Origin of the sequence: Neisseria canis (assembly GCF_900636765.1) — a bacterium.
In the GTDB taxonomy this organism is placed as follows: Bacteria; Pseudomonadota; Gammaproteobacteria; order Burkholderiales; family Neisseriaceae; genus Neisseria; species Neisseria canis.
Genome location: NZ_LR134313.1, coordinates 2,157,913 through 2,182,792, shown reverse-complemented (window position 1 = coordinate 2,182,792; position 24,880 = coordinate 2,157,913). Strand labels below are relative to the sequence as shown.

The following is a 24,880-nucleotide window of genomic DNA, read 5'->3' as shown; positions in this document are numbered from 1 at the left end:
ATACTGGCCTTTTTCTGTTATGGAAAGTTGCACTTCAAATTTGAATCCGCTCAGGCCTCAATTGAATTAAAACATGTGCTCCTTGAGCTACGCCTGGATCTGTTGCTCCGATTAATACATTTACTCCAGTACCAGCAAGACCTGCAATAGCATTTGGTCGAGCTTTTGTTGTTAAGACTGGAGTAGCGATTGCTGCTGTGTTTGACATATTGCCAGTTGTGTTATTAATGATGCCATTTATTACATCAGTTTTCATAGCCCCGCTATTCCAGCGGTCAGAAATAACTTGATTGATCACTTCCGCTTTTGTACAACTTGCAGTTTTGCAGCCTCCAAATAAACCTTCATCAGGTCTATCATCAAACGGACTTAATCCTAATATATCAGCCCAACGCTGGGCATTTGGCGCAAAATGATATAAGTTTTCCCCACCCATCAACCCAATCGGATCCTGCTGCGTAAACCGCCCACAGTGCGGATCATAATAACGGAAGAAGTTGTAATGCAGCCCCGTCTCTTTATCCGCATACTGGTTTTGCAACCTGAACGGCTGATGCACGCCTTCTTTCAGGTTCGCATTCTCTGCATTATTCAGTTTGCCCCAACCGCTGTATTCTCCGCGCCAAACAATATCGCCCTCCGCGTCCGTCATCTCGCGCGGAATGCCGATTTGGTCGTTGTGGTAGTACAGAATCTGTCTGTCGGCTTTGCTGCCGTCCCGGTTGGCCGTCTGAACGATTTGTGCCAACGGTTCGTAGCTTCCCTGTTCGGTATAAACGTAAGTATAAGTCGCTTTATCGCCGTATTCCTGTAGCAGGCGGCTGCCTTCCCATAGGAAACGGGTTTCCGTTTGGTTGCGGGCGTTCTGTTTGCTCACCCTTCTGCCTAAGGCATCGTAGCGGTAGTGCCAGTGTTCAGACGGCCTTCCCTCTTGTTCGATACGCGCTTCGGTCAGTTGGTTGTCGGCATCGTAGCGGTAATACTGGCTTTCGCCCGTTGCGTCGTTGTGGCGTTCGCTCAGATTGCCCAGCGGATCATAAACGTAGCGGATGCCGTTGTAGTCGGTCAGGCGGTTGCCGGCCACTTTGACACCGTCGCCGCTGATGTTGTGGGCGGGGTCGAAGGCGAAGCGTTCGTCGCCGGCTCGGGTAATCCTGCTCAGCGGGTCGTAGGCGTAGTCTTTATTGCCATTGCGTTGATTCTCGGTACGAGTCAGGTTGCCGGCAGATTCGTATTTTCTGTTCTTAAAAGAATGTGAGTTCCGTTTTAATTTTGGAACACCAAAGCCGCAGTTAAAAATTCTGCGGCTTTGGTGCGGTATTTAGGGCTAATCTACGTCAGCCTCTTATTTTGAAATATATTATTTGAATATATCTTGAGAAATATTTTTCTGCTAACTATGATTTAGTTCCAGTAGATATAGATAATATATCTTCCTCATTGTTATCTAATGAAGATATATCAACCATTTTACTGAGTGAAATGTTGAAAAATTTTAAGCAATAAAAATTAGATTGCTGTATTAACGCTAACCATTTTTCAATATCTTTGTTTTTAATTATAAATAATGGAAATAATTCTATTGGGAATTTAGCTATATCATTTATTCCGCCATAAAAGTAAACATAAACGTTCTCATTACCTTCTAATATTAATTTTCTGAATACTTCTTTTTTAAGAATATCAAAATCTGTTTTTTTTAACTCTACATTTTCATTATTTACAAAATTACTATTTAGTATTTTAAATGAATGAGGATATGAAATAATACTTTGAGATTCTGTAATCAAATAATTGATCATATGGTTTTCTTTTAAATTTTTTATTATATTTTTCTGTTTTAAAATAAAAATTTTATCCTTCATTTCTATCATTTGGCTATTTCCTATGTTGAATAGTTACATTATCTTTATAATATTTCCATGAAAATGTACCATTCCCATTATTTCTTCGTTGCACAAAACTACCATCCATCTTAGCTGTACCTACATGCCAGTGTGGACAGGGATGTGTCGCATCCGCAGGATGGTGAGAAACAATTAAAGGTACTTGTGAACCATTTGGGTTTTTATACATATATTGTTCCCAATTAGGTATTATATTTTGTGCGATGGGTGGTGAGCTTATAGGTATACCAGCTTGTCTCAAGGCGGTTTTTCTTGCAACATTTTTTGTTGGTAGTTTAGTACAAGGGTCTTTTCTCTCTTCCGCACAGCGACCCACACAAGCATTGGTTGTCGTTCGAGTTTGACTTTGGGTCTTAGTATTATTAGTTAATAATGATTCTTAGTAGAATAATTAGGGGTATTACGGCAAAAGCCCCATATTTTACAAAATAGAAATCAAAGTTTTTAGGAATATGATTTATAGATGGTTTACCCAGCATAATAGCCCAGAGTAATTTATTACTTTCTAGATTCTTTGTAATAAGCATTTCCCATATAGAGTTTATTTTCTGGTATTTTTTGCATATTTTGTAAGCAAAATACCAATAAGTAAAAACCCAAGATAGAGTAAGTACTAAAATTAATAATTCTGATTTATTCATTTTTAATCTTAAAACCTCATGTTGTTAAATATATAATTAGGATGCACATTCTTTGGATCTATTCCTGGCGGTAGTTGCATTCCCTTTGGCAAGTATTGTGGTTGAGCTTTAGGAAGAGGGGCTAAGAAATCAATTGTTTTTTGATATCCTATATTCGCAGTTAATCCCGCACCAGCACCAACACCCGCCTTACCCGTGCCATAGGGTTTTGCTTTTCTTTTTAAATTAGAGCCGCCACAGGCTCCTACTGAAACACCAGGCTTTACAGTTGCACATATCTCAGCATATGACCCATCATCTTTTTTACCTACAGTTTTAGATATGCCGGCACCAGCCTCCAAGCTGGCTCCTGCTGTAAGTGCTATACTGCAGCTCACTTTTCCTTTACCCGCATATTCACAACTAGCCGCCAGGCCTAATCCTGCTGTCGCAGAGCCTTCAATATATGCTCCTGTTAAGTAATTATCAATTTTCTGAAGTACTGTTTGCCCTTCTAGACCTAATAAATCAATCCAGCCTTGTGTTGAATTACCAAATCTATAAAGGTTATCTCCACCCATCAACCCGATCGGATCCTGCTGCGTAAACCGCCCGCAGTGCGGATCGTAATAACGGAAGAAGTTGTAATGCAGCCCCGTCTCTTTATCCGCATACTGGTTTTGCAACCTGAACGGCTGATGCACGTCTTCTTTCAGGTTCGCATTCTCCGCATTATTCAGTTTACCCCAACCGCCGTATTCTCCGCGCCAAACAATGTTGCCTTCCGCATCCGTCATCTCGCGCGGAATGCCGATTTGGTCGTTGTGGTAGTACAGAATCTGTCTGTCGGCTTTGCTGCCGTCCCGGTTGGCCGTCTGAACGATTTGTGCCAACGGTTCGTAGCTTCCCTGTTCGGTATAAACGTAAGTATAGGTCGCTTTATCGCTGTATTCCTGCAACAGGCGGCTGCCTTCCCATAGGAAACGGGTCTCCGTTTGGTTGCGGGCGTTCTGTTTGCTGACCCTTCTGCCTAAGGCATCGTAGCGGTAGTGCCAGTGTTCAGACCGCCTTCCCTCTTGTTCGATACGTGCTTCTGTTAACTGGTTGTCGGCATCGTAGCGGTAATACTGGCTTTCGCCCGTGGCGTGGTTGTGGCGTTCGCTCAGGTTGCCCAGCGGGTCATAAACATAGTGGATGCCGTTATAGTCGGTGAGGCGGTTGCCGGCCACTTTGACACCGTCGCCGCTGATATTGTGGGCGGGGTCGAAGGCGAAGCGTTCGTCGCCGGCTCGGGTAATCCTGCCCAGCGGGTCGTAGGCGTAGTCTTTATTGCCGTGGTGTCGGTCTTCGGTTTGAACCAGATTGCCGTTGGTATCGTAATGGTAACGGCGTTTGATCAGGCCTTTCGGCTCGGTGGCTTTGCCGCCGGGTGCTTCGAGTTGTACCAGCTGTTCTTTCAGACGGCCTAAGGGGTCTGAGATCAGGCGGGTGTGCAGTTTGCCGGCGCTTCTGGATACGGGGCGGTGCAGGTCGTCGCGCTCGATATCGGTAATGGTGTCGCCGTCGAGGTTGATGTGGTGCAGATGGCCGCTGCCGTAATACAGGTAGTTGAGTGTTTCGCCCGTGGGCAGGAGGGTTTTGGTGCGGTTGCCGAGGATATCATAACCTATTATTCAGTAATGAAAGTAATAATTACTCTTCAAATTTAAATTCAAAAGCAGTAAAAAAAGGAGTTTTTGGGGGCTGAAATATAAATTTTCTTTGAATTTTTTCTTCTACACATAACGAAAACTCATCATTTTTATCATTCCAAGTTTGTTCAACATAACCTGAACTATCTAACCTTGCAACAACTGTAAATGATTTGACTGCCGATTCAAAATCGTACTGCGTACAGTCACTAAAAACCTCACTAATTATTTTTCCTTGAGCTGTTATCAATGAACTAGTCTGCACTGTATTAAGACTCTGTTCATCCTGCTTTGAAAATGAAAAAGCTGATTGAAAATTCATACTTAATGCTACAGCAGAAATAATATAGAAATTTGTAATCATATAAAATCCATTACATAAAATTTAACAAATAAGTTTTTCGAAAAAAATGATTTAACTTATATTAGCAATAAGTATGAATACTAAAATATCAAATACTATAATTTTTTTGATGAAAAATAAATATCAATATAATAAATAAACCTCGTAATACTTCTAACCAAATTATGAAAATAGCAAGATTTCTGATTAAACTGTATTCCTTAAAATCAAATTCTAATATTTTGGGCATCTGTTTATTCTTCCATAAAAAAATAGCAAAACTGTAATCTAATCTAATAAACTCCCAAAAAAAATAAGTATTTGAGGGATAGCCACATACTTTATCTAATTCCGGATGTTTTCTGATTGACTCAACTAAATTCTTAGCTTTGCCATTAACATAAATCAAAAAAATCCAATAAAAAGATAAAATTATTAATATGAAAAAAATTTCTAACATGTTCTAATCTAATTCAATAATAGGGAACCATTCGAATCATTTCGTTAATAGAAACATTAGGAACTGGAGGCAAATTCTCTATTGGATAGTTATTTGGATATTGGCATTTCGCACAATTAACTTTAGGTTTTTCTTGACACGATTCTATGTATGAGGAAGTAACAGTAGACTTCCCTCCGTTCGCGGCTAACTCAACAGAATACCCTCTATCATATATTGTAAGCAAACCTTTAGACTTTGCTTGCCCAAGTTTAGTACTTCCTAAACCTATTCCTTTTATGAAAGTAATATTTCCACCACCTTCAGAATACAATCCATTAAAAACATTAGGATCAATATGGTCTAACTTATCTTCAAATGTTACATCTGAACCATTGGATCCAACAATACCTCCTACGCCATAAGAGCCTCCTGAAGCGTAAATGGTAGCATGTCCTCTTTTTCCTTTTATACATTCAGTTTTTAGCTCAGATCTAATACTAGTTAGAATCTCTTAAAGATACCGAATATTCTATATTTTTCTATTCTCCCAAGAGAATCAACAAATTTCATAGGCGATAAAGGGCAGGTTAACGGATTCTGTGACGGAAAAGGGGATGATGGAAAGAGAATGGCTAAAATGAGCGAAAGAGAGTTGATAGGCTTTAACAGGCATAGTTGAACGGCATAAAATATGTAAAGATATGAGCCATGCTAGCGTAAATAAAGAGGTTTCAGACAGGCATAGGCCTGTCCGCAAGCAAAAATAAAGCTGTTTAAATACTGCTCACTATTAATTTAGTGCCTTACACTTTATTGTTATTTTTGGATCCTCACTCCACCCGCTTTCAAAAGAAAATCTATATCCTTTTCCATTACAGCAAGCGGCTGTAGAAAGCTCTGGATGCAGATTTCGACATAGCTGACCATTCACATATGATGCAGTTTTTTGTGCTTTATCTTTATCACTTATATGATTAAAGAATGGTAAATCATTTTTTGATACAATATCTATACCATCTATTCCATAATCGATAAAATCATTATGATTATTTGAATATATTAAAAGGTTATTTTTTAATATTACTTGATTACTTGCAATGGGTGCATAATTTCCATTATAAAAAACCCTTTGTTTATCTCCAATTCTTGCTAACACAGTTTTATCTTTGATGATTATTATTTCCCCCGGTTTAGAATACAAAATTCTAAACCCATTTACTGTGGCAGCGTTAGCACTCTTAATTAAGTATTGCACATCCTCATCTGCTTGAAGATTAATAAACAAATTTAAATCTTCCTTAGAAACAACCTCCTGTATCTTTGTTTCATCTAATAAATTCGTTTTTTCTTCTATTAAATTAGACGAACACCCACATAAAAATAACATTAAAACAGACAAATTTCTAATCATTACTAAAACTCCAATTCAAGTCTATTTATGTAGTTATAATCTATGTTTCATCGACCCACTAATGATATTAAATCACATTAGTCTCTTATTAAAACTACCCAAGCGTGCCAATTAATGTAATGTCTTATTATTTTCTAAAAAATAAGGCAATAACAAAAAAAATAGCAATACTGATATGTGAAGGTAAAAAAGTATATTTTACTAATCGTGCATATTTAGAGCGATGTGAGTCATAAAAACTTCTATTTATTAACAATTTATATGCAATAGACTCATACTTTCTATTCATTGTTATAAAATCTAAAAAATACATATCGTTATCTATTTCTTTTGCCAGTTTATATAACGAAAAAAAATAAATTAAATTTAAAACTACAATAATTACTATAAAAAATACCTTCATTTAAATATAATCCTGTTATCTATAAATATTGCCCCATTGTTGAAAAGCTCCATTGAAGTCTATATTGGGAGTAGGCGCATTTATTTCCGGAACCGGATTAGGTATGGGATAAGACGTTTCTTGCCATCCATCTGTTATACCAATTTTACCTGCACTTCCATACCCTGCACGAATAGAACCAAAAAACTTTTTACCAGACCAAGAATATCCCCCGCAAGCTTGAATAACCCTACCTTGGCCTGCAGCAATACATCCCTCAAGAAATCTTCCATCCGGTTTATCCGATGCAATAATATCTTTTGTTACATATGCTTCATATCCCGCTCCAACAGTTCTTCCTAATGTGTGAGTAACCTTCCCACAGCCTGAATATTGTTGAGCTCCCGTTAATCCAAGCCCGAGAGCTGCCGAATAATTTATAGAAGTTCCATTAGCCAAATCCTCTAATCCCTTGTTATTTATACCATTACATTCATTTTTAGATTGAAGTCCTAAGAAATCTGTCCATATTTGTGTATTTGAACCAAAGAGATAAACATTCATCCCCCCCATCAACCCAATCGGATCCTGCTGCGTAAACCGCCCACAGTTCGGATCGTAATAACGGAAGAAGTTGTAGTGTAGCCCCGTCTCTTCATCCGCATACTGGTTCTGTAAGCGGAACGGCTGATGCACGTCTTCTTTCAGGTTCGTACCCTCTGCATTATTCAGTTTGCCCCAACCGCTGTATTCTCCACGCCAAACGATGTTGCCTTCCGCATCCGTCATCTCGCGCGGAATGCCGATTTGGTCGTTGTGGTAGTACAGAATCTGTCTGTCGGCTTTGCTGCCGTCCCGGTTGGCCGTCTGAACGATTTGTGCCAACGGTTCGTAGCTTCCCTGTTCGGTATAAACGTAAGTATAGGTCGCTTTATCGCCGTATTCCTGCAACAGGCGGCTGCCTTCCCATAGGAAACGGGTCTCCGTTTGGTTGCGGGCGTTCTGTTTGCTGACCCTTCTGCCTAAGGCATCGTAGCGGTAGTGCCAGTGTTCAGACCGCCTTCCCTCTTGTTCGATACGTGCTTCTGTTAACTGGTTGTCGGCATCGTAGCGGTAATACTGGCTTTCGCCCGTGGCGTGGTTGTGGCGTTCGCTCAGGTTGCCCAGCGGGTCATAAACATAGTGGATGCCGTTATAGTCGGTGAGGCGGTTGCCGGCCACTTTGACACCGTCGCCGCTGATATTGTGGGCGGGGTCGAAGGCGAAGCGTTCGTCGCCGGCTCGGGTAATCCTGCCCAGCGGGTCGTAGGCGTAGTCTTTATTGCCGTGGTGTCGGTCTTCGGTTTGAACCAGATTGCCGTTGGTATCGTAATGGTAACGGCGTTTCATCAGGCCTTTCGGCTCGGTGGCTTTGCCGCCGGGTGCTTCGAGTTGTACCAGCTGTTCTTTCAGACGGCCTAAGGGGTCTGAGATCAGGCGGGTGTGCAGTTTGCCGGCGCTTCTGGATACGGGGCGGTGCAGGTCGTCGCGCTCGATATCGGTAATGGTGTCGCCGTCGAGGTTGATGTGGTGCAGATGGCCGCTGCCGTAGTAGAGGTAGTTGAGGGTTTCGCCCGTCGGCAGGATGGTTTGGGTGCGGTTGCCGAGGATGTCGTAACGGTATTCGGTGACTTTTTCGCCTTCGCTGTTGTGCGGTTGCAGAATGTCGAGGCGGATGGGTTCGCTGAGGGGGCGGAACCGTTCTTTTGTCAGCAGGCCGTCAGTATCGTAACTGAGGCGGATCTCGCTGTGGTCGTTGAAGGCGCGGGTGAGCCGGTTGAGTTTGTCGTAGTAGTAACGGCTGCTCCGGCTTTGGCTGCTGCCGGCACAATGGCTGTCTTTTTGGGTAATGCGGCCGAGGCGGTCGCGGTGGTAGACGGTGGTTTGCAGCAGTTCGCGGCGGTGGTTGCCGAAGCGGTGGGTTTGGCCGTAGCGGTTTTCCTGTACGAGTTCGCCGGCGGGGTTGTAGGTGTATTCGGTGGCCCGGCCGTCGAAACCGGTTTCGGCGGTCAAACGGTCGCGTTCGTCGTAGGCAAAACGGTAGCTGTCGCCGTTTTCGTTGATGAGTTCGGTCAGACGGCGGGCGGCATCGTAGCGGTAGCGGAAGGTATCGCCCAGGGCGTTGGTGCGCTCGGTAGGTTGGTTGTCGCTGTTGTAGGCGTATTCGGTACGGTTGCCGGCGGCGTCGGTATGGGCTTTCAGACGGCCCGCTTCGTCATAGTGGTAATGCTCGCTGCTGCCGTCGGGATAAGTGGTGTGTTCCAGTCGGCCGTCGGCGTCGTAACGGTAGGCGGTGGTGCCGCCGGCGGCATCGGTGATGGTAGTGACGCGGCCTTTGCCGTCATATTGGTAACGGGTCTGTTTGCCGGAGCAGTCGGTGGTGCTGCTCAGACGGTGGTTGTCGTCGTAGTCGAAGAAGTAGCCGTTGTTTTTGGCATCGGTAATCTGTACCGGCTGGCCGTAGTTATTGTAGCGGTAAGCGGTCGCGTGGCCTTTGCCGTCGCTCTGTTTGACCAACCGACCTTGCGCGTCGTACTCAAGCAGGGTTTTATGGCCGTGCGGGCGGGTAATTTCGACCGGCCGGAGTTGTCGGTTATAGCGGATATGTTGGTTTTGGCCGCCTTCGCCGCCGATCATGGCCAGTAAGCCCTGTTCGTTATAGCGGTAGCGGGTTTCCCGTCCCATCTCGTCGGTTACTTTGACCGGGCGGCCTAAAGCGTCGCGTTCGGTCAGGATACTGCTGCCGTCGGCAAACACTTTTTTAACCACTTCGTTGTGGTGGTCGAAATACAGGTGTTCGGTGCGGCCGAGGGCGTCGGTAATCTCGGTATGGCCGGGTGCGTAGATAAAGCGCCATTCTTCGCCGGCATCGGTATAACTGCGCAACACTTTGCCGTCTGAATCGTAACGGTCGTATTCGTAATAGGCGGTCAGTCCGGCAGTGTTTTGATGCTGCGTCATCACCGAGCCGGTATAGCCGAAACGGCGGCGGAGACGGCCACGGCCGTCATAGACTTCGCTCAGGTTGCCGTTGTCGTCATAGCGGTAAACAACCAACATCTCGTCTGCCGCATCATCCGGCTGCGTACCTTGTTGCAGAGCGACATGGGTCAGACGGTAAACGGGGCTATGTTCCGTATCCGCAGGCCGGAGATCGGTAAAGTGGAAGCGGATGGTGCGCTGAAGACTGTCGGTCACATAGGCGGGTAAGCCATGGTCGTCATACACAATGCGGTAACCGTTACCGAAGCGGTCGCTGACACGAATCAGGGGGTAAACACCGTTACCGCTGCCGCTGCGGTCATGGCCGTTCAAATGCAGCGGCGCAAAGTGCAGTTTGCTGCTGCCGTCGAGACTGCTGATTTGATAGCTGCCGTTGCCGATGCGTTCGAAGACGATCTGCTCGGCTTCAAACAGCATTTGTCCGTCGCTTTCGGACAGTTCGGGCAGATTGAAGTTGCGCCCCTGGGTATCGGTATAGCTGAAGCGGCCGCCGATGCGTTCGAGTTTGGCGCTGAGTGCGGTAATCCATCCTTGCCCCAACCAGCCGGACTCGGCCACATCGGAGAAGTAACTGCGGCTCCAAACGAAAGGTACCAGTCCGTCAAAGGCGAAATCGGTTTCATCGGGCAACACTTTGATACCGGAAACGGGATTGACCGGTTTGCCGGTAAGTTCGGCAATCTTACAGGGAATACAGATTTTATCGGTCAGCGGGAAACCGTTGAAATTGAAACTGTCGCCGCCGCCCACCGGCATTGCCGGTGCTTTAACCCGCACGATTTTGGGCGAACCGAGTACGATTTCGCCGTCTTTCAGCTGGATATAGCTGCCCCCGCCGCCGGTAATCATCACTTCCTGCTTGCCCGCCACCGTCACTTTGGTGCTGCTGGAAGAGAGTTCCAAATCTTTTAAGGCATTGACCTGCATACGGTCGTTTTGCGCCTGTATCGTCACCGCGCCCTGATTGGCCTGGAGTTTGGCGCCTTTGCTTTGGGCGAACAGGTTGAGCCCTTCCCGGGCGTGAGCAGTAAAGTTTTTACCGGCACTGATATTGCTGTCGCCGCCGCTGACCCAATGGATATGGCTGCCGGCAGTGTGCAGCTGGCTCTGCGGGGTGGAGGTGGCGATGCCGCCCGGTGCGGAATGGATGATGCCCGCATGTTGCAGATCTTTCAAACTGCTTTGCAGCTGGTTCTTCTGTGCCTGACTTTCAGTAGCATCGTTCTTGGCATTTTTAGCCGCATCGTCCAACTGTTTGGCCAGCGATAATGCTTCTTCCAAACGCTTGACGGTTTCCGACATATCCAACACCTGCCCCGCAGCCTGATTTTGGGCATCGGCACTGATAAACAAACCCTTACCCGCCCTTAGTGCGCCCCAGCTGTCGGTACGCAGCTCGAAGCCTTCGCCGTTGTCGCCGCGTTTTTGGCGTTGGCTGTCGACGATATGGCCGAGGTTGAGTTGGGTTTTGCCGTATTCGGTCGCCAGTTTGATGTGTTCCTGACCCTGTTTGTCTTCCATCCGCAGTTTGTTGTTTGCCCAAGTGCGGATCACGTTGCGGGTGTTCCAGTCGGCAGGAACGTGGTCGGGGTGGGAGCTGTCGTGCATCACCCCCGAGATATACGGTCGGTCGGGATTACCCTGCATGAACGACAGCATCACTTGAGCGACATGCTTTGCACAATCCCGTTCTCAGCCAATTTCGCCCGATAAGCACCGGTTCGATACGGTACGCCTTGGTCGGAATGCAGCAGCGGCGTTGCCCCTTTCAGACGGCCGAATGCGTTATCCAACATTTGCGTTACCATGTCACCGTTCGCTCTGCGGCTTAAAGAATAGGCTACAATCTCGCGATTGAACACATCCAATATCGGCGATAAATACAGTTTGCCGTCTGTGCATTTAAACTCGGTCACATCGGTCAACCACTTATCTCGCGATTTGGCGGCACTAAATTCACGATTGAGAATGTTTGCCGAAGCTTCCCCTTAGCCTGCGGGCGATAGGTTCTTTTGCTGCGGACTTTGGCTTTTAACCCCAATAAACCCATAATGCGCCCGACTTTCTTTTTGTTCCACGACAATACGGCGGCAATCCGCCGTTGACCGTAGCGGCCTTTGTGTTGGCGGTATACTTCGCTCACTGCGGTTTTGGCCGCAGCATCGGGGTCGGGTTTGCCGATAGGGTAATGGAAACTGCTTTTGGGGATGCCGGCACTGTGCAGCAGATATTTCAGCGGGTGTTTCGCCCTCAACTTTTGAACGGTTTCGCAGCTTTGGCGGCGTTCCCTTCCTTTTCGTTGAGGGCGTTCATGTGCTTTAGGTAGTCGTTCTCCGCACGCATATAACGCAGCTCTTCAATCAGCTTTGCTTGGGTTTTTTCATGGTCGGGCTTATCGACGATAAACGGGTTTTTGCGTTTGGTTTTCATGGAGTGCGCCTGAGGGTGTTGCAGTGCGGCGATGCCGCCTTGCCGATAGGCGGCTACCCAACGGCGCAGGTGTGTGCGCGAGACGTTGAAGTGCTCTGCGGTGCGCTGTTGGCTGTGCACTTGGTGATAATGGAGTACGGCTCGGTATTTGAAGTCTAGTGTATATTTGTTCATAAGAAAACTGCACCTTTTTAGTCGGAGGGGTGTCCAACTTTTGGGGTGCAGTTCAATATTTTCAGACAGCCTTTTGGCTTTTAATAATAGCAGGATTGTTTATTTATAATCCGTAATACGTAATTATTGAGGCAGTTTACTTTGCCAGTATTGTTTTTTTGTTTTGTTTTTAGGAATCTCTGAAGTGCCTTTACTATAAATCTCTACCAATCGTATATTGGCATCTTGTATGCCATTTTCAGCTGCCGATTCATACCAACGTAATGCAGCCAGCTCATTTTTTGGAATGAAGTGCCCATTGATTAATCTTTGAGCAATTTCATATTGAGAACCCGCATCTCCCATTTCTGCTCCTTTTAAATAATATTCAGAAGCTTGATATTCATTGTTTGGGAATAGCTTATTTTTTTCGGAATGAAGCTTACCTAATACATAAAATGCGATTGCGGGATTAGTCTCTTGAATAGTGTCTAACCATTTTTTTGCTTCCTCTTTTGCTTCTTGGTCAGTTTTCTTAGCTAAAAGGCAAATAAGATGAGCTTGAGCAACTGGATGATTAAATTCTGCGGCATTGCGCAACCATTCTTCAGCCTCTTTAAGATTATCTAAGTCTTGATATATTAAACCAACATTAACTATTGCATTAACATTTCCTTTTCTGGCAGGCTCTAACATCCAGTTTAAAGCTTGTTCAAGATTGCGCTCTACACCCCATCCGTTTAAATAGGCATATCCTAAATTGACATGCGCATCCAGATTACCTAACTCAGCAGCTTTTAAATAATATTCCAAACCTTTTTTTAAATCTCTTTCTACTCCAATTCCCTGTTGGTAATAAAACCCTACGTTATTCAATGATTTTCTTGATCCGGACTCAGCAGCTTTAACAGCCCATTCAAATGCTTTTTTATCATCTTTTTCAACAACTGTTCCTGTTCTATAAAACCAACTCATCATATTTTGAGAACCACTAAATCCTTGGTTAGCTGACTTATTAATCCAGTAAAAAGCCTGCTTCATATCTTGAGGTATTTTTTTACCTTCTAAGTAAGATATGCCTAAATCATACTGGCGCACGATATTATTTTGCTCTGAGCATTTCTTAAGATCTTGAATAGAATATTCTTTATCAACATTACAATCAAAATTTCTTGCTTGAATAGTAGAACTGTCGCAACCGAATAACAATAACAGTAAAATATTTAAATTTAGTTTATTCATAAATATCTCATCTAGGTATATTCTGTATTATAGAATTTGGATGAATAGAGTTTGAGCTTGGAAAACCATTCGGTAAGTCTAAGTTTTGTAAATTTGAATTAGGGCTAAATTCAAGAGACTTTCTTCTAAAATCAAAAGTTTTCTGATATCCAATATTACCTGTTATAGATGTACCTGTACCTGTACCTATTTTATTTGAAATGTATGGTTTTGCACCTTTTTTTAAACTATTTCCTTGACATGATCCATACGCGTACCCAGCGGAAGCAGTTTCACATACTTCAGAAAATAAACCATCCTCTCTATCTCTATTGGATTGAGAAAATCCTGCCATATAACCACAGCCAGCACCAGATGTAATTGCTGTACTAGTAACAACTCGACCTTTCCCAGGAAATTCTAAACCAAAACTACCTCCTAAACCTGCTGCGCAAGAGACTTCAATAAAAGGGGTTCCTGTCTGCTTACCTTTGACTATAGCTTTAGAGGCACCACTCCAATCCCCAAATTCATCAACCCCATCCATTGATCTTCTATTTAAGCCAAGAACATCAATCCACTCGCTAACGTTAGGAGCGAGTTGATATAGATTTTCTCCCCCAGCCAATTTAATCGGATCCTGCTGCGTAAACCGCCCGCAGTGCGGATCATAATAACGGAAGAAGTTGTAATGCAGACCCGTCTCTTTATCCGCATACTGGTTCTGTAACCTGAACGGCTGATGCACGTCTTCTTTCAGGTTCGTACCCTCTGCATTATTCAGTTTACCCCAACCGCCGTATTCTCCACGCCAAACGATGTTGCCTTCCGCATCCGTCATCTCGCGCGGAATGCCGATTTGGTCGTTGTGGTAGTACAGTATCTGTCTGTCGGCTTTGCCGCCGTCCCGGTTGGCCGTCTGAACGATTTGTGCCAACGGTTCGTAGCTTCCCTGTTCGGTATAAACGTAAGTATAGGTCGCTTTATCGCTGTATTCCTGCAACAGGCGGCTGCCTTCCCATAGGAAACGGGTCTCCGTTTGGTTGCGGGCGTTCTGTTTGCTGACCCTTCTGCCTAAGGCATCGTAGCGGTAGTGCCAGTGTTCAGACCGCCTTCCCTCTTGTTCGATACGTGCTTCTGTTAACTGGTTGTCGGCATCGTAGCGGTAATACTGGCTTTCGCCCGTGGCGTGGTTGTGGCGTTCGCTCAGGTTGCCCAGCGGGTCATAAACATAGTGGATGCCGTTATAGTCGGTGAGGCGGTTGCCGGCCACTTTGACACCGTCGCCGCTGATATTGTGGGCGGGGTCGAAGGCGAAGCGTTCGTCGCCGGCTCGGGTAATCCTGCCCAGCGGGTCGTAGGCGTAGTCTTTATTGCCGTGGTGTCGGTCTTCGGTTTGAACCAGATTGCCGTTGGTATCGTAATGGTAACGGCGTTTGATCAGGCCTTTCGGCTCGGTGGCTTTGCCGCCGGGTGCTTCGAGTTGTACCAGCTGCTCTTTCAGACGGCCTAAGGGGTCTGAAATCAGGCGGGTGTACAGTTTGCCGGCGCTTCTGGATACGGGACGGTGCAGGTCGTCGCGCTCGATATCGGTAATGGTGTCGCCGTCGAGGTTGATGTGGTGCAGATGGCCGCTGCCGTAGTAGAGGTAGTTGAGGGTTTCGCCCGTCGGCAGGATGGTTTGGGTGCGGTTGCCGAGGATGTCGTAACGGTATTCGGTGACTTTTTCGCCTTCGCTGTTGTGCGGTTGCAGAATGTCGAGGCGGATGGGTTCGCTGAGGGGGCGGAACCGTTCTTTTGTCAGCAGGCCGTCGGTATCGTAGCTGAGGCGGATCTCGCTGTGGTCGTTGAAGGCGCGGGTGAGCCGGTTGAGTTTGTCGTAGTAGTAACGGCTGCTCCGGCTTTGGCTGCTGCCGGCACAATGGCTGTCTTTTTGGGTAATGCGGCCGAGGCGGTCGCGGTGGTAGACGGTGGTTTGCAGCAGTTCGCGGCGGTGGTTGCCGAAGCGGTGGGTTTGGCCGTAGCGGTTTTCCTGTACGAGTTCGCCGGCGGGGTTGTAGGTGTATTCGGTGGCCCGGCCGTCGAAGCCGGTTTCGGCGGTTAAACGGTCGCGTTCGTCGTAAGCAAAACGGTAGCTGTCGCCGTTTTCGTTGATGAGTTCGGTCAGACGGCGGGCGGCATCGTAGCGGTAGCGGAAGGTATCGCCCAGGGCGTTGGTGCGCTCGGTAGGTTGGTTGTCGCTGTTGTAGGCGTATTCGGTACGGTTGCCGGCGGCGTCGGTATGGGCTTTCAGACGGCCCGCTTCGTCATAGTGGTAATGCTCGCTGCTGCCGTCGGGATAGGTGGTGTGTTCCAGTCGGCCGTCGGCGTCGTAACGGTAGGCGGTGGTGCCGCCGGCGGCATCGGTGATGGTAGTGACGCGGCCTTTGCCGTCATATTGGTAACGGGTCTGTTTGCCGGAGCAGTCGGTGGTGCTGCTCAGACGGTGGTTGTCGTCGTAGTCGAAGAAGTAGCCGTTGTTTTTGGCATCGGTAATCTGTACCGGCTGACCGTAGTTATTGTAGCGGTAAGCGGTCGCGTGGCCTTTGCCGTCGCTCTGTTTGACCAACCGACCTTGTGCGTCGTACTCAAGCAGGGTTTTATGGCCGTGCGGGCGGGTAATTTCGACCGGCTGGAGTTGTCGGTTATAGCGGATATGTTGGTTTTGGCCGCCTTCGCCGCCGATCATGGCGAGTAAGCCCTGTTCGTTGTAGCGGTAGCCCCATCTCGTCAGCCTCTCTCATGAGACTCTCTGAAAGAATTTATTGCTCAGAAAGCTTATTCTGCCAATGTTGTTTTTTGGCTTCGTCTTTGGGAATATCCTTAGAGCCTTCTCCATAAATTTTAATCAAAGTTCGTATAGCTATGGGTAAACCATTTTCTGCTGCTTTTTCATACCATTTTAGTGCTTCAGTTTCATTTTTAGGAATATAACGTCCGTTCATCAACCAATTAGCCAAATTATTTTGAGCATTGGCATTACCCATCTCAGCTGCTTGTTGATAGTATTTGTAGGCTTTGGCTTCATCATAAGGAAAAGTAGGATTTGATTGCGAATGAAGCGTCCCCATTAAGAAAAATGCGTAAGAGTTATTTTGCTTCATTGATTTATCAAGCCAAAACCAAGCTTTGTCTTTATCTGCATTAACACCAACACCATGAGCATACATAAAACCTAAATTCGCTTCAGCTAAAGGGTTTCCCGTTGCAGCTGCTTTTTCTGTCCACATAAATGCTTCATTCAGCTGTCCTAGTTCTTTATAAAACTTACCTAAATTAGCCATGGCTTGTGAATCACCTTGCTCGGCTGCTTTTTTTGTCCAGAACAAAGCTCTTTCAGTATTTTGCGGAACACCATTTCCATAGAAATAAGCAAATCCCAAATTGACTTGAGCAAGTGAAAGGTTACCTTCTTCTGCGGCTTGTCGAAAATATGCAGCTCCCTTTTCCAAATTAACGGCGGTACCAAAACCTTTTTGATAATAGCTACCCAAGTTATTTATCGCTAAAGGTATTTTTTTCTTCGCTGCTTTTTCTGCCCACAAGAAGGCTTGTTCAGGATTTTTGGGTACCCCCAATCCGGTTTCATAAAACCAACTAAGATTAGCCTCTGCTTCAGCTAATCCTTGTGCAGCAGCACGTTGAGTCCAATGAAAACCTTGTTCAAAATCTTGTTGAACATCTATTCCTTCACGATATTTCACGCCCAAATTATATTGGCTGACTGCATCTCCAATCTGAGCACATTGAATGAGCTGTTTTACAGCTTGCTCGGATACATCGATAGCACAATTTAGCTTTGTATCAGATACTTGCTTATCAAAATAGCCGCAACCAAATAATTCCAAGCTAAGTATCATCAGAATAATATTGTTTTTTATCATAACATTTTGGGAAATTAAAAAATAATTATCGGAATGGTGCACATACCGTCGCTTGAACGCACTGTTTAACTGTTGCACCCACTTGTGCTCCAAGCGCAGGCCCTGTTGTTCCTGTAAAACTTCCTGTGTTGGGGTCTACACAACCAGATCCAGTCCAGCCACCTAAAATGGTTCCTGTCGCATCTGTACAAGTAGGGAAAGATACACCGCTTGAGGTTGACTGGGTTGAATAAACTCCTTGAAATGCTGCTTTTGCCCCACCCGCTGCACCAGCGCCAGCACATATTGTTACATATGCACACTTATTAGTTTGTCCTTTAGTGTTCTGTGACTGCAAATAACCACCAGATCCGCTCAATTTTCCAAAGGCAGTTACATCTCCTGATACATCCAAACCAGTTGTATATTCAGAATATGTTTGTGCTTGAGCGTTTAGCTTTTTCGCAAGCTCATTCATTCCTTGGTTGTACATGTTTGAGGCTGCCCTGTCAGAAATACCGAAAGCTTGAAGGTCGAAAGGTTGTAATCCTGAAAAATCCATCCATTTTTGAACATTGGGTGCATAAGCATACAAACTCTCTCCCCCAGCTAATTTAATCGGATCCTGCTGCGTAAACCGCCCGCAGTGCGGATCGTAATAACGGAAGAAGTTGTAATGCAGCCCCGTCTCTTTATCCGCATACTGGTTTTGCAACCTGAACGGCTGATGCACGTCTTCTTTCAGGTTCGCATTCTCCGCATTATTCAGTTTACCCCAACCGCCGTATTCTCCGCGCCAAACAATGTTGCCTTCCGCATCCGTCATCTCGCGCGGAATGCCGATTTGGTCGTTGTGGTAGTACAGAATCTGTCTGTCGGCTTTGCTGCCGTCCCGGTTGGCCGTCTGAACGATTTGTGCCAACGGTTCGTAGCTTCCCTGTTCGGTATAAACGTAAGTATAGGTCGCTTTATCGCTGTATTCCTGCAACAGGCGGCTGCCTTCCCATAGGAAACGGGTTTCCGTTTGGTTGCGGGCGTTCTGTTTGCTGACCCTTCTGCCCAAGGCATCGTAGCGGTAGTGCCAGTGTTCAGACGGCCTGCCTGTCTGTTCGATACGCGCTTCGGTCAGTTGGTTGTCGGCATCGTAACGGTAATACTGGCTTTCGCCCGTGGCGTCGTTGTGGCGTTCGCTCAGATTGCCCAGCGGGTCATAAACATAGTGGATGCCGTTATAGTCGGTGAGGCGGTTGCCGGCCACTTTGACACCGTCGCCGCTGATGTTGTGGGCGGGGTCGAAGGCGAAGCGTTCGTCGCCGGCTCGGGTAATCCTGCCCAGCGGGTCGTAGGCGTAGTCTTTATTGCCGTGGTGTCGGTCTTCGGTTTGAACCAGATTGCCGTTGGTATCGTAATGGTAACGGCGTTTGATCAGGCCTTTCGGCTCGGTGGCTTTGCCGCCGGGTGCTTCGAGTTGTACCAGCTGTTCTTTCAGACGGCCTAAGGGGTCTGAAATCAGGCGGGTGTGCAGTTTGCCGGCGCTTCTGGATACGGGACGGTGCAGGTCGTCGCGCTCGATATCGGTAATGGTGTCGCCGTCGAGGTTGATGTGGTGCAGATGGCCGCTGCCGTAGTAGAGGTAGTTGAGGGTTTCGCCCGTCGGCAGGATGGTTTGGGTGCGGTTGCCGAGGATGTCGTAACGGTATTCGGTGACTTTTTCGCCTTCGCTGTTGTGCGGTTGCAGAATGTCGAGGCGGATGGGTTCGCTGAGGGGGCGGAACCGTTCTTTTGTCAGCAGGCCGTCAGTATCGTAACTGAGGCGGATCTCGCTGTGGTCGTTGAAGGCGCGGGTGAGCCGGTTGAGTTTGTCGTAGTAGTAACGGCTGCTCCGGCTTTGGCTGCTGCCGGCACAATGGCTGTCTTTTTGGGTAATGCGGCCGAGGCGGTCGCGGTGGTAGACGGTGGTTTGCAGCAGTTCGCGGCGGTGGTTGCCGAAGCGGTGGGTTTGGCCGTAGCGGTTTTCCTGTACGAGTTCGCCGGCGGGGTTGTAGGTGTATTCGGTGGCCCGGCCGTCGAAACCGGTTTCGGCGGTTAAACGGTCGCGTTCGTCGTAGGCGAAACGGTAGCTGTCGCCGTTTTCGTTGATGAGTTCGGTCAGACGGCGGGCGGCATCGTAGCGGTAGCGGAAGGTATCGCCCAGGGCGTTGGTGTGCTCGGTAGGTTGGTTGTCGCTGTTGTAGGCGTATTCGGTACGGTTGCCGGCGGCGTCGGTATGGGCTTTCAGACGGCCCGCTTCGTCATAGTGGTAATGCTCGCTGCTGCCGTCGGGATAAGTGGTGTGTTCCAGTCGGCCGTCGGCGTCGTAACGGTAGGCGGTGGTGCCGCCGGCGGCATCGGTGATGGTAGTGACGCGGCCTTTGCCGTCATATTGGTAACGGGTCTGTTTGCCGGAGCAGTCGGTGGTGCTGCTCAGACGGTGGTTGTCGTCGTAGTCGAAGAAGTAGCCGTTGTTTTTGGCATCGGTAATCTGTACCGGCTGGCCGTAGTTATTGTAGCGGTAAGCGGTCGCGTGGCCTTTGCCGTCGCTCTGTTTGACCAACCGACCTTGCGCGTCGTACTCAAGCAGGGTTTTATGGCCGTGCGGGCGGGTAATTTCGACCGGCCGGAGTTGTCGGTTATAGCGGATATGTTGGTTTTGGCCGCCTTCGCCGCCGATCATGGCCAGTAAGCCCTGTTCGTTATAGCGGTAGCGGGTTTCCCGTCCCATCTCGTCGGTTACTTTGACCGGGCGGCCTAAAGCGTCGCGTTCGGTCAGGATACTGCTGCCGTCGGCAAACACTTTTTTAACCACTTCGTTGTGGTGGTCGAAATACAGGTGTTCGGTGCGGCCGAGGGCGTCGGTAATCTCGGTATGGCCGGGTGCGTAGATAAAGCGCCATTCTTCGCCGGCATCGGTATAACTGCGCAACACTTTGCCGTCTGAATCGTAACGGTCGTATTCGTAATAGGCGGTCAGTCCGGCAGTGTTTTGATGCTGCGTCATCACCGAGCCGGTATAGCCGAAACGGCGGCGGAGACGGCCACGGCCGTCATAGACTTCGCTCAGGTTGCCGTTGTCGTCATAGCGGTAAACAACCAACATCTCGTCTGCCGCATCATCCGGCTGCGTACCTTGTTGCAGAGCGACATGGGTCAGACGGTAAACGGGGCTATGTTCCGTATCCGCAGGCCGGAGATCGGTAAAGTGGAAGCGGATGGTGCGCTGAAGACTGTCGGTCACATAGGCGGGTAAGCCATGGTCGTCATACACAATGCGGTAACCGTTACCGAAGCGGTCGCTGACACGAATCAGGGGGTAAACACCGTTACCGCTGCCGCTGCGGTCATGGCCGTTCAAATGCAGCGGCGCAAAGTGCAGTTTGCTGCTGCCGTCGAGACTGCTGATTTGATAGCTGCCGTTGCCGATGCGTTCGAAGACGATCTGCTCGGCTTCAAACAGCATTTGTCCGTCGCTTTCGGACAGTTCGGGCAGATTGAAGTTGCGCCCCTGGGTATCGGTATAGCTGAAGCGGCCGCCGATGCGTTCGAGTTTGGCGCTGAGTGCGGTAATCCATCCTTGCCCCAACCAGCCGGACTCGGCCACATCGGAGAAGTAACTGCGGCTCCAAACGAAAGGTACCAGTCCGTCAAAGGCGAAATCGGTTTCATCGGGCAACACTTTGATACCGGAAACGGGATTGACCGGTTTGCCGGTAAGTTCGGCAATCTTACAGGGAATACAGATTTTATCGGTCAGCGGGAAACCGTTGAAATTGAAACTGTCGCCGCCGCCCACCGGCATTGCCGGTGCTTTAACCCGCACGATTTTGGGCGAACCGAGTACGATTTCGCCGTCTTTCAGCTGGATATAGCTGCCCCCGCCGCCGGTAATCATCACTTCCTGCTTGCCCGCCACCGTCACTTTGGTGCTGCTGGAAGAGAGTTCCAAATCTTTTAAGGCATTGACCTGCATACGGTCGTTTTGCGCCTGTATCGTCACCGCGCCCTGATTGGCCTGGAGTTTGGCGCCTTTGCTTTGGGCGAACAGGTTGAGCCCTTCCCGGGCGTGAGCAGTAAAGTTTTTACCGGCACTGATATTGCCGTCGCCGCCGCTGACCCAATGGATATGGCTGCCGGCAGTGTGCAGCTGGCTCTGCGGGGTGGAGGTGGCGATGCCGCCCGGTGCGGAATGGATGATGCCCGCATGTTGCAGATCTTTCAAACTGCTTTGCAGCTGGTTCTTCTGTGCCTGACTTTCAGTAGCATCGTTCTTGGCATTTTTAGCCGCATCGTCCAACTGTTTGGCCAGCGATAATGCCTCTTCCAAACGCTTGACGGTTTCCGACATATCCAACACCTGCCCCGAAGCCTGATTTTGGGCGTCGGTGCTGATGAACAACCCTTTGCCCGCCCTAACCGCACCCCAGCTGTCGGTACGCAGCTCGAAGCCTTCGCCGTTGTCGCCGCGTTTTTGGCGTTGGCTGTCGACGATATGGCCGAGGTTGAGCTGGGTTTTACCGTATTCGGTCGCCAGTTTGATGTGCTCCTGACCCTGTTTGTCTTCCATCCGCAGTTTGTTGTTCGCCCAGGTGCGGATGACGTTGCGGGTGTTCCAATCGGCGGGAACATGGTCGGGGTGGGAACTGTCGTGCATCACCCCGCTGATGTAGGGTCGGTCGGGATTACCCTGCACGAACGACAGCATCACTTCGGTACCTTCGTGCAGCGGAAAGTGTTGGCCGTAGTCGGGGCCGGCATAGGGTTTGGCTAAGCGGATGGGACGGCTTTCTCCGCCCGGGCTCCATTCGTCGAGGTCGAACGGCAGCTTTACTCGGTAGCGCCCCATCTCGTCGATATAGGCATAAGTGTAGTTGCCGGGGCTGGTAACCCGTGCCGGTAAGCTGCCTTGAATCTTGGGCAACGGGGTGATGCGTTCGGGGCGGAAGATGCTGTCGGCGGGAATGGAGGTGAAAGTATGGCTGTATGCTTGGTCGCGGCTGCCGCGGTGAGAGACGGACAGCACCAGCCAGCCGTCGGGCGCCTCATGAAAGGCGGGAGAAGTTTGAAACACCTTACCGGGGCATAGCGCGGTCACATTGCCGCTGCCGTCCGCCTCGATCCGACGGCACAGATTGAGCTGCTGCAACAGGCCTGTCTGAAGGGCGGCCTCGTCAGGCGACTTTTGATGCAGCCCCCAAAAGGAGTCGGAGCCGAGCAAAACCGAAGCATCGTCGGCCCGGTTGAACTCCTGGTGGGCCAAATCGGTATCGGCATCACGGTAATTGTAGTCGCCGACGCGTACGGATTGCACAATCGGATTGTGTTTGACCCGCAAATCGAATACCGCCTCCTCGCTGGCGCTCTCCAATCCGGCATGAGGGCGGAAGGGGTAGGGCGGCACCTTATCCCTTAGATAATGGGCGGGGGCATCGCCGAACACCACCACATCCCTGTGCTGCCCGGATTGCTCGAAGACAAACCAAATGCCTTCCTCCTCGCATAAGCGGCAGATAAAGTCGAGATCGCTTTCCTGGTATTGGGTGACATACTCGCGTACCCCGTAAGAACGGCTTTGGTTGAAGCGGAAATCGACGCCGGAGAAACCGCGGTGTTTCAAAACCGCGGCAATGATGTCGGGTACGGACTGGTTTTGAAACAGTCGTGAAGCGCGGTGGTGGGCGAGTGCGGCCAGTCGCGGCGCCATGATCAGCCGGTAGAGCGTTTCATCGTTGGATACGGACAGTTTCTCGCAGGAAGTGACGATACCGTTCCAGAGTTTGAGCGGTTCGGGCGCATACATCGGGTTGAGATTGGCGAGGGTTCCGGCTTCGGGGAGGACGGAGAATCGCAGCTGTTGGTTGATATAGGAAGAGAGGGGTAAATCGGCATCGGGAGAAGAGAACCAGACTTCGATCCGGTATGGCCGGTTGACGGTTTCGGTAGCGTCGAATCGTGAAACGGAGAGCTCGGGCGAGAATCGGGAGAAGTCGAGATGGTAGGCTTGGGTGCGCATGGGGATTCCGGTAACCAAGGAGGTAAAGAGATGACGGAAGGTTAGCCTAAAGGGGCGGTTTTGCCAAGTGTGCGGATGCCGGTTTGAAAAGGCGGAGGGGGTGGGAAGTTGAAGGAAATAAAAGGTTTCAGACAGGCAGGGCCTGTCTGAAAGCAGTAAGTTAACACCGTTTGTCTTTTAAAATTCTAATGCCGTCGTGGCCAACTAAAACAATGGAATGAGATGATTGAAAAGTATATATTCCTATTACCCGATTGCTCTTCATATCAAAAACGATTTCACCGTTCTCTTTAAAAATAAGTACCCGTGAAAAAGGGTAACGTGCAACAACGCCCTGTAGGTTGACAGCTAAATAATTTTGTTTGTCGCAACCCTCGAATGCCGTCGAATTGGAAAATTTGTTAAGATCACTGCCCAACCAAAATATATCAGGCTTGGAATATGTAAATAGTTTTCTGGGAGCGAGCGTGTTGCGGTCAATTAAAACAGCTTCAACGGTATTTTCCTTGGTTTCTTCGGGCTGAAAAACTAAAAAATTATTTTTGAATGCGTCTGTAATGTCAATTCCTCTAAAAGGCCAATGAAATTGTTTGGTTTCTCCCGCCAGCGTTTCCGTACATAACAATTGGGCAGAAAAATTAACTAAGAAAAAAACCAACTGCCCTCGTTCATTATGATAAGTACCGTACTGTAAGCCGTAGTTATCATCATTTCCACACCGGGCTAATTTTTTAATGGTTCTCCCCGCCAGGTCTTGATATGAAACGGTATATACAGCGTTTGGAGGGCTATTTGGTGGCGTGCCAAAATTTAAAATACCGATAACCTGATTTTTGCTGTTTTTTACAGGCACTATACTGCCGTGCGCTTTCAATAAGATTTTCCCCTCGCCATCAATAATCTCATTAACGCTAAAAGCTTTAAACTGGCCGTTTGTATCAAATCCGGTAGACCTAAACACCGACTGGCATAGTAAACCGCACGGTTCATTTTTGATAAAAACACGACCTTGCGGATCCAGGCGAAAAAAAGTTTTTACTAATTCTATTTTTTTATTTTTATCAGTTTTTTCTCCCATAACCAACAACGTATGCGGTAAATGATGTATCGGATCGTAAATCATTGCTGCCTTAAACTTTTCATCGGCATCAACCGTTTTTAAGTCAAAAAAGGCATTGGTATTGATTCCGATGTCTTTTTCTCTGATATTTCGTTCGTCAGAAGACCAACAAGCTGTTAATGATGCGCAGCAAAATAAGACTATCGTGAAATATTTCATTGCTTGCTCCT

General features: G+C 48.0%; 17 protein-coding genes and 1 pseudogene. 3 read left to right on the top strand and 15 right to left on the bottom strand.

Annotated elements, in window-relative coordinates:
• Nucleotides 1–34: 34 nt before the first annotated feature.
• Nucleotides 35–1,084, bottom strand: coding sequence for an RHS repeat domain-containing protein (locus EL143_RS10370; RefSeq protein ID WP_085417590.1), 1,050 nt, complete (start codon nucleotides 1,082–1,084; stop codon nucleotides 35–37).
• 148 nt (nucleotides 1,085–1,232) lie between these two features.
• On the opposite strand from EL143_RS10370, the pseudogene EL143_RS10365 reads away from it, so the two are divergent.
• A pseudogene (locus EL143_RS10365) lies at nucleotides 1,233–1,325 on the top strand (IS1595 family transposase); the annotation flags it as partial.
• Nucleotides 1,326–1,397: 72 nt separating this feature from the next.
• Here EL143_RS10365 and EL143_RS10360 read toward each other — a convergent pair.
• From EL143_RS10360 to EL143_RS10350, 3 genes are all read right to left on the bottom strand, one after another.
• A complete protein-coding gene (locus tag EL143_RS10360) occupies nucleotides 1,398–1,874 on the bottom strand; it encodes a hypothetical protein (RefSeq protein ID WP_126326759.1) in 477 nt (158 codons plus the stop codon).
• Between the two features lie 4 nt (nucleotides 1,875–1,878).
• A complete protein-coding gene (locus EL143_RS10355; protein ID WP_126326757.1) occupies nucleotides 1,879–2,223 on the bottom strand; it encodes a hypothetical protein in 345 nt (114 codons plus the stop codon).
• Between the two features lie 333 nt (nucleotides 2,224–2,556).
• Nucleotides 2,557–3,756, bottom strand: a complete 1,200-nt coding sequence (locus EL143_RS10350) for an RHS repeat domain-containing protein (RefSeq protein ID WP_126326755.1) — start codon at nucleotides 3,754–3,756, stop codon at nucleotides 2,557–2,559.
• 24 nt (nucleotides 3,757–3,780) lie between these two features.
• Here EL143_RS10350 and EL143_RS12755 point away from each other — a divergent pair, with 24 nt between their 5' ends.
• Complete coding sequence (locus EL143_RS12755; RefSeq protein ID WP_232001291.1) at nucleotides 3,781–3,996, top strand: hypothetical protein; 216 nt, start codon at nucleotides 3,781–3,783, stop codon at nucleotides 3,994–3,996.
• 21 nt (nucleotides 3,997–4,017) lie between these two features.
• On the top strand, nucleotides 4,018–4,236 hold the full coding sequence (locus EL143_RS12750; RefSeq protein WP_232001290.1) for a hypothetical protein: 219 nt from the start codon (nucleotides 4,018–4,020) through the stop codon (nucleotides 4,234–4,236).
• On the opposite strand, the gene EL143_RS10340 is transcribed toward EL143_RS12750, so the two are convergent.
• From EL143_RS10340 to EL143_RS10290, 11 genes are all read right to left on the bottom strand, one after another.
• Complete coding sequence (locus EL143_RS10340; protein ID WP_126326753.1) at nucleotides 4,220–4,582, bottom strand: hypothetical protein; 363 nt, start codon at nucleotides 4,580–4,582, stop codon at nucleotides 4,220–4,222. The two genes, EL143_RS12750 and EL143_RS10340, sit on opposite strands and share 17 nt — an antisense overlap.
• A gap of 1,211 nt (nucleotides 4,583–5,793) precedes the next feature.
• Nucleotides 5,794–6,414 (bottom strand): hypothetical protein, encoded by a 621-nt coding sequence (locus tag EL143_RS10335; RefSeq protein WP_126326751.1) that lies wholly within the window; start codon nucleotides 6,412–6,414, stop codon nucleotides 5,794–5,796.
• 418 nt (nucleotides 6,415–6,832) lie between these two features.
• On the bottom strand, nucleotides 6,833–11,497 hold the full coding sequence (locus EL143_RS10330) for a DUF2345 domain-containing protein (RefSeq protein WP_232001381.1): 4,665 nt from the start codon (nucleotides 11,495–11,497) through the stop codon (nucleotides 6,833–6,835).
• On the bottom strand, nucleotides 11,497–11,754 hold the full coding sequence (locus tag EL143_RS10325; RefSeq protein ID WP_170162410.1) for a DDE-type integrase/transposase/recombinase: 258 nt from the start codon (nucleotides 11,752–11,754) through the stop codon (nucleotides 11,497–11,499). Before EL143_RS10325 ends, EL143_RS10330 begins: the two co-directional genes overlap by 1 nt.
• 5 nt (nucleotides 11,755–11,759) lie before the next feature.
• A complete protein-coding gene (locus EL143_RS10320) occupies nucleotides 11,760–12,092 on the bottom strand; it encodes an IS3 family transposase (RefSeq protein ID WP_085417594.1) in 333 nt (110 codons plus the stop codon).
• On the bottom strand, nucleotides 12,089–12,442 hold the full coding sequence (locus EL143_RS10315) for a helix-turn-helix domain-containing protein (protein ID WP_085417595.1): 354 nt from the start codon (nucleotides 12,440–12,442) through the stop codon (nucleotides 12,089–12,091). Before EL143_RS10315 ends, EL143_RS10320 begins: the two co-directional genes overlap by 4 nt.
• Before the next feature lie 123 nt (nucleotides 12,443–12,565).
• Nucleotides 12,566–13,663, bottom strand: a complete 1,098-nt coding sequence (locus EL143_RS10310; RefSeq protein WP_085417584.1) for an SEL1-like repeat protein — start codon at nucleotides 13,661–13,663, stop codon at nucleotides 12,566–12,568.
• 7 nt (nucleotides 13,664–13,670) lie between these two features.
• The gene (locus tag EL143_RS10305; RefSeq protein WP_126326745.1) at nucleotides 13,671–16,370 is read right to left on the bottom strand and encodes an RHS repeat domain-containing protein; all 2,700 of its coding nucleotides are present in this window, start codon (nucleotides 16,368–16,370) and stop codon (nucleotides 13,671–13,673) included.
• Nucleotides 16,371–16,443: 73 nt separating this feature from the next.
• The gene (locus tag EL143_RS10300) at nucleotides 16,444–17,607 is read right to left on the bottom strand and encodes a tetratricopeptide repeat protein (protein ID WP_085417581.1); all 1,164 of its coding nucleotides are present in this window, start codon (nucleotides 17,605–17,607) and stop codon (nucleotides 16,444–16,446) included.
• A complete protein-coding gene (gene vgrG / locus EL143_RS10295) occupies nucleotides 17,591–23,590 on the bottom strand; it encodes a type VI secretion system tip protein VgrG (RefSeq protein ID WP_126326743.1) in 6,000 nt (1,999 codons plus the stop codon). Before vgrG ends, EL143_RS10300 begins: the two co-directional genes overlap by 17 nt.
• Before the next feature lie 160 nt (nucleotides 23,591–23,750).
• Nucleotides 23,751–24,869, bottom strand: coding sequence for a hypothetical protein (locus EL143_RS10290; protein ID WP_085417585.1), 1,119 nt, complete (start codon nucleotides 24,867–24,869; stop codon nucleotides 23,751–23,753).
• Nucleotides 24,870–24,880 lie beyond the last annotated feature (11 nt).

What these genes read in the sequence shown, in the direction of transcription:
- EL143_RS10310 (WP_085417584.1), bottom strand. Translation starts at nt 13,663, where the DNA reads ATGAATAAACTAAATTTAAATATTTTACTGTTATTGTTATTCGGTTGC.
- vgrG (WP_126326743.1), bottom strand. Translation starts at nt 23,590, where the DNA reads ATGCGCACCCAAGCCTACCATCTCGACTTCTCCCGATTCTCGCCCGAG.
- EL143_RS10360 (WP_126326759.1), bottom strand. Translation starts at nt 1,874, where the DNA reads ATGATAGAAATGAAGGATAAAATTTTTATTTTAAAACAGAAAAATATA.
- EL143_RS10290 (WP_085417585.1), bottom strand. Translation starts at nt 24,869, where the DNA reads ATGAAATATTTCACGATAGTCTTATTTTGCTGCGCATCATTAACAGCT.
- EL143_RS10305 (WP_126326745.1), bottom strand. Translation starts at nt 16,370, where the DNA reads ATGATCGGCGGCGAAGGCGGCCAAAACCAACATATCCGCTATAACCGA.
- EL143_RS10340 (WP_126326753.1), bottom strand. Translation starts at nt 4,582, where the DNA reads ATGATTACAAATTTCTATATTATTTCTGCTGTAGCATTAAGTATGAAT.
- EL143_RS10315 (WP_085417595.1), bottom strand. Translation starts at nt 12,442, where the DNA reads ATGAACAAATATACACTAGACTTCAAATACCGAGCCGTACTCCATTAT.
- EL143_RS10335 (WP_126326751.1), bottom strand. Translation starts at nt 6,414, where the DNA reads ATGATTAGAAATTTGTCTGTTTTAATGTTATTTTTATGTGGGTGTTCG.
- EL143_RS10330 (WP_232001381.1), bottom strand. Translation starts at nt 11,497, where the DNA reads ATGCTGTCGTTCATGCAGGGTAATCCCGACCGACCGTATATCTCGGGG.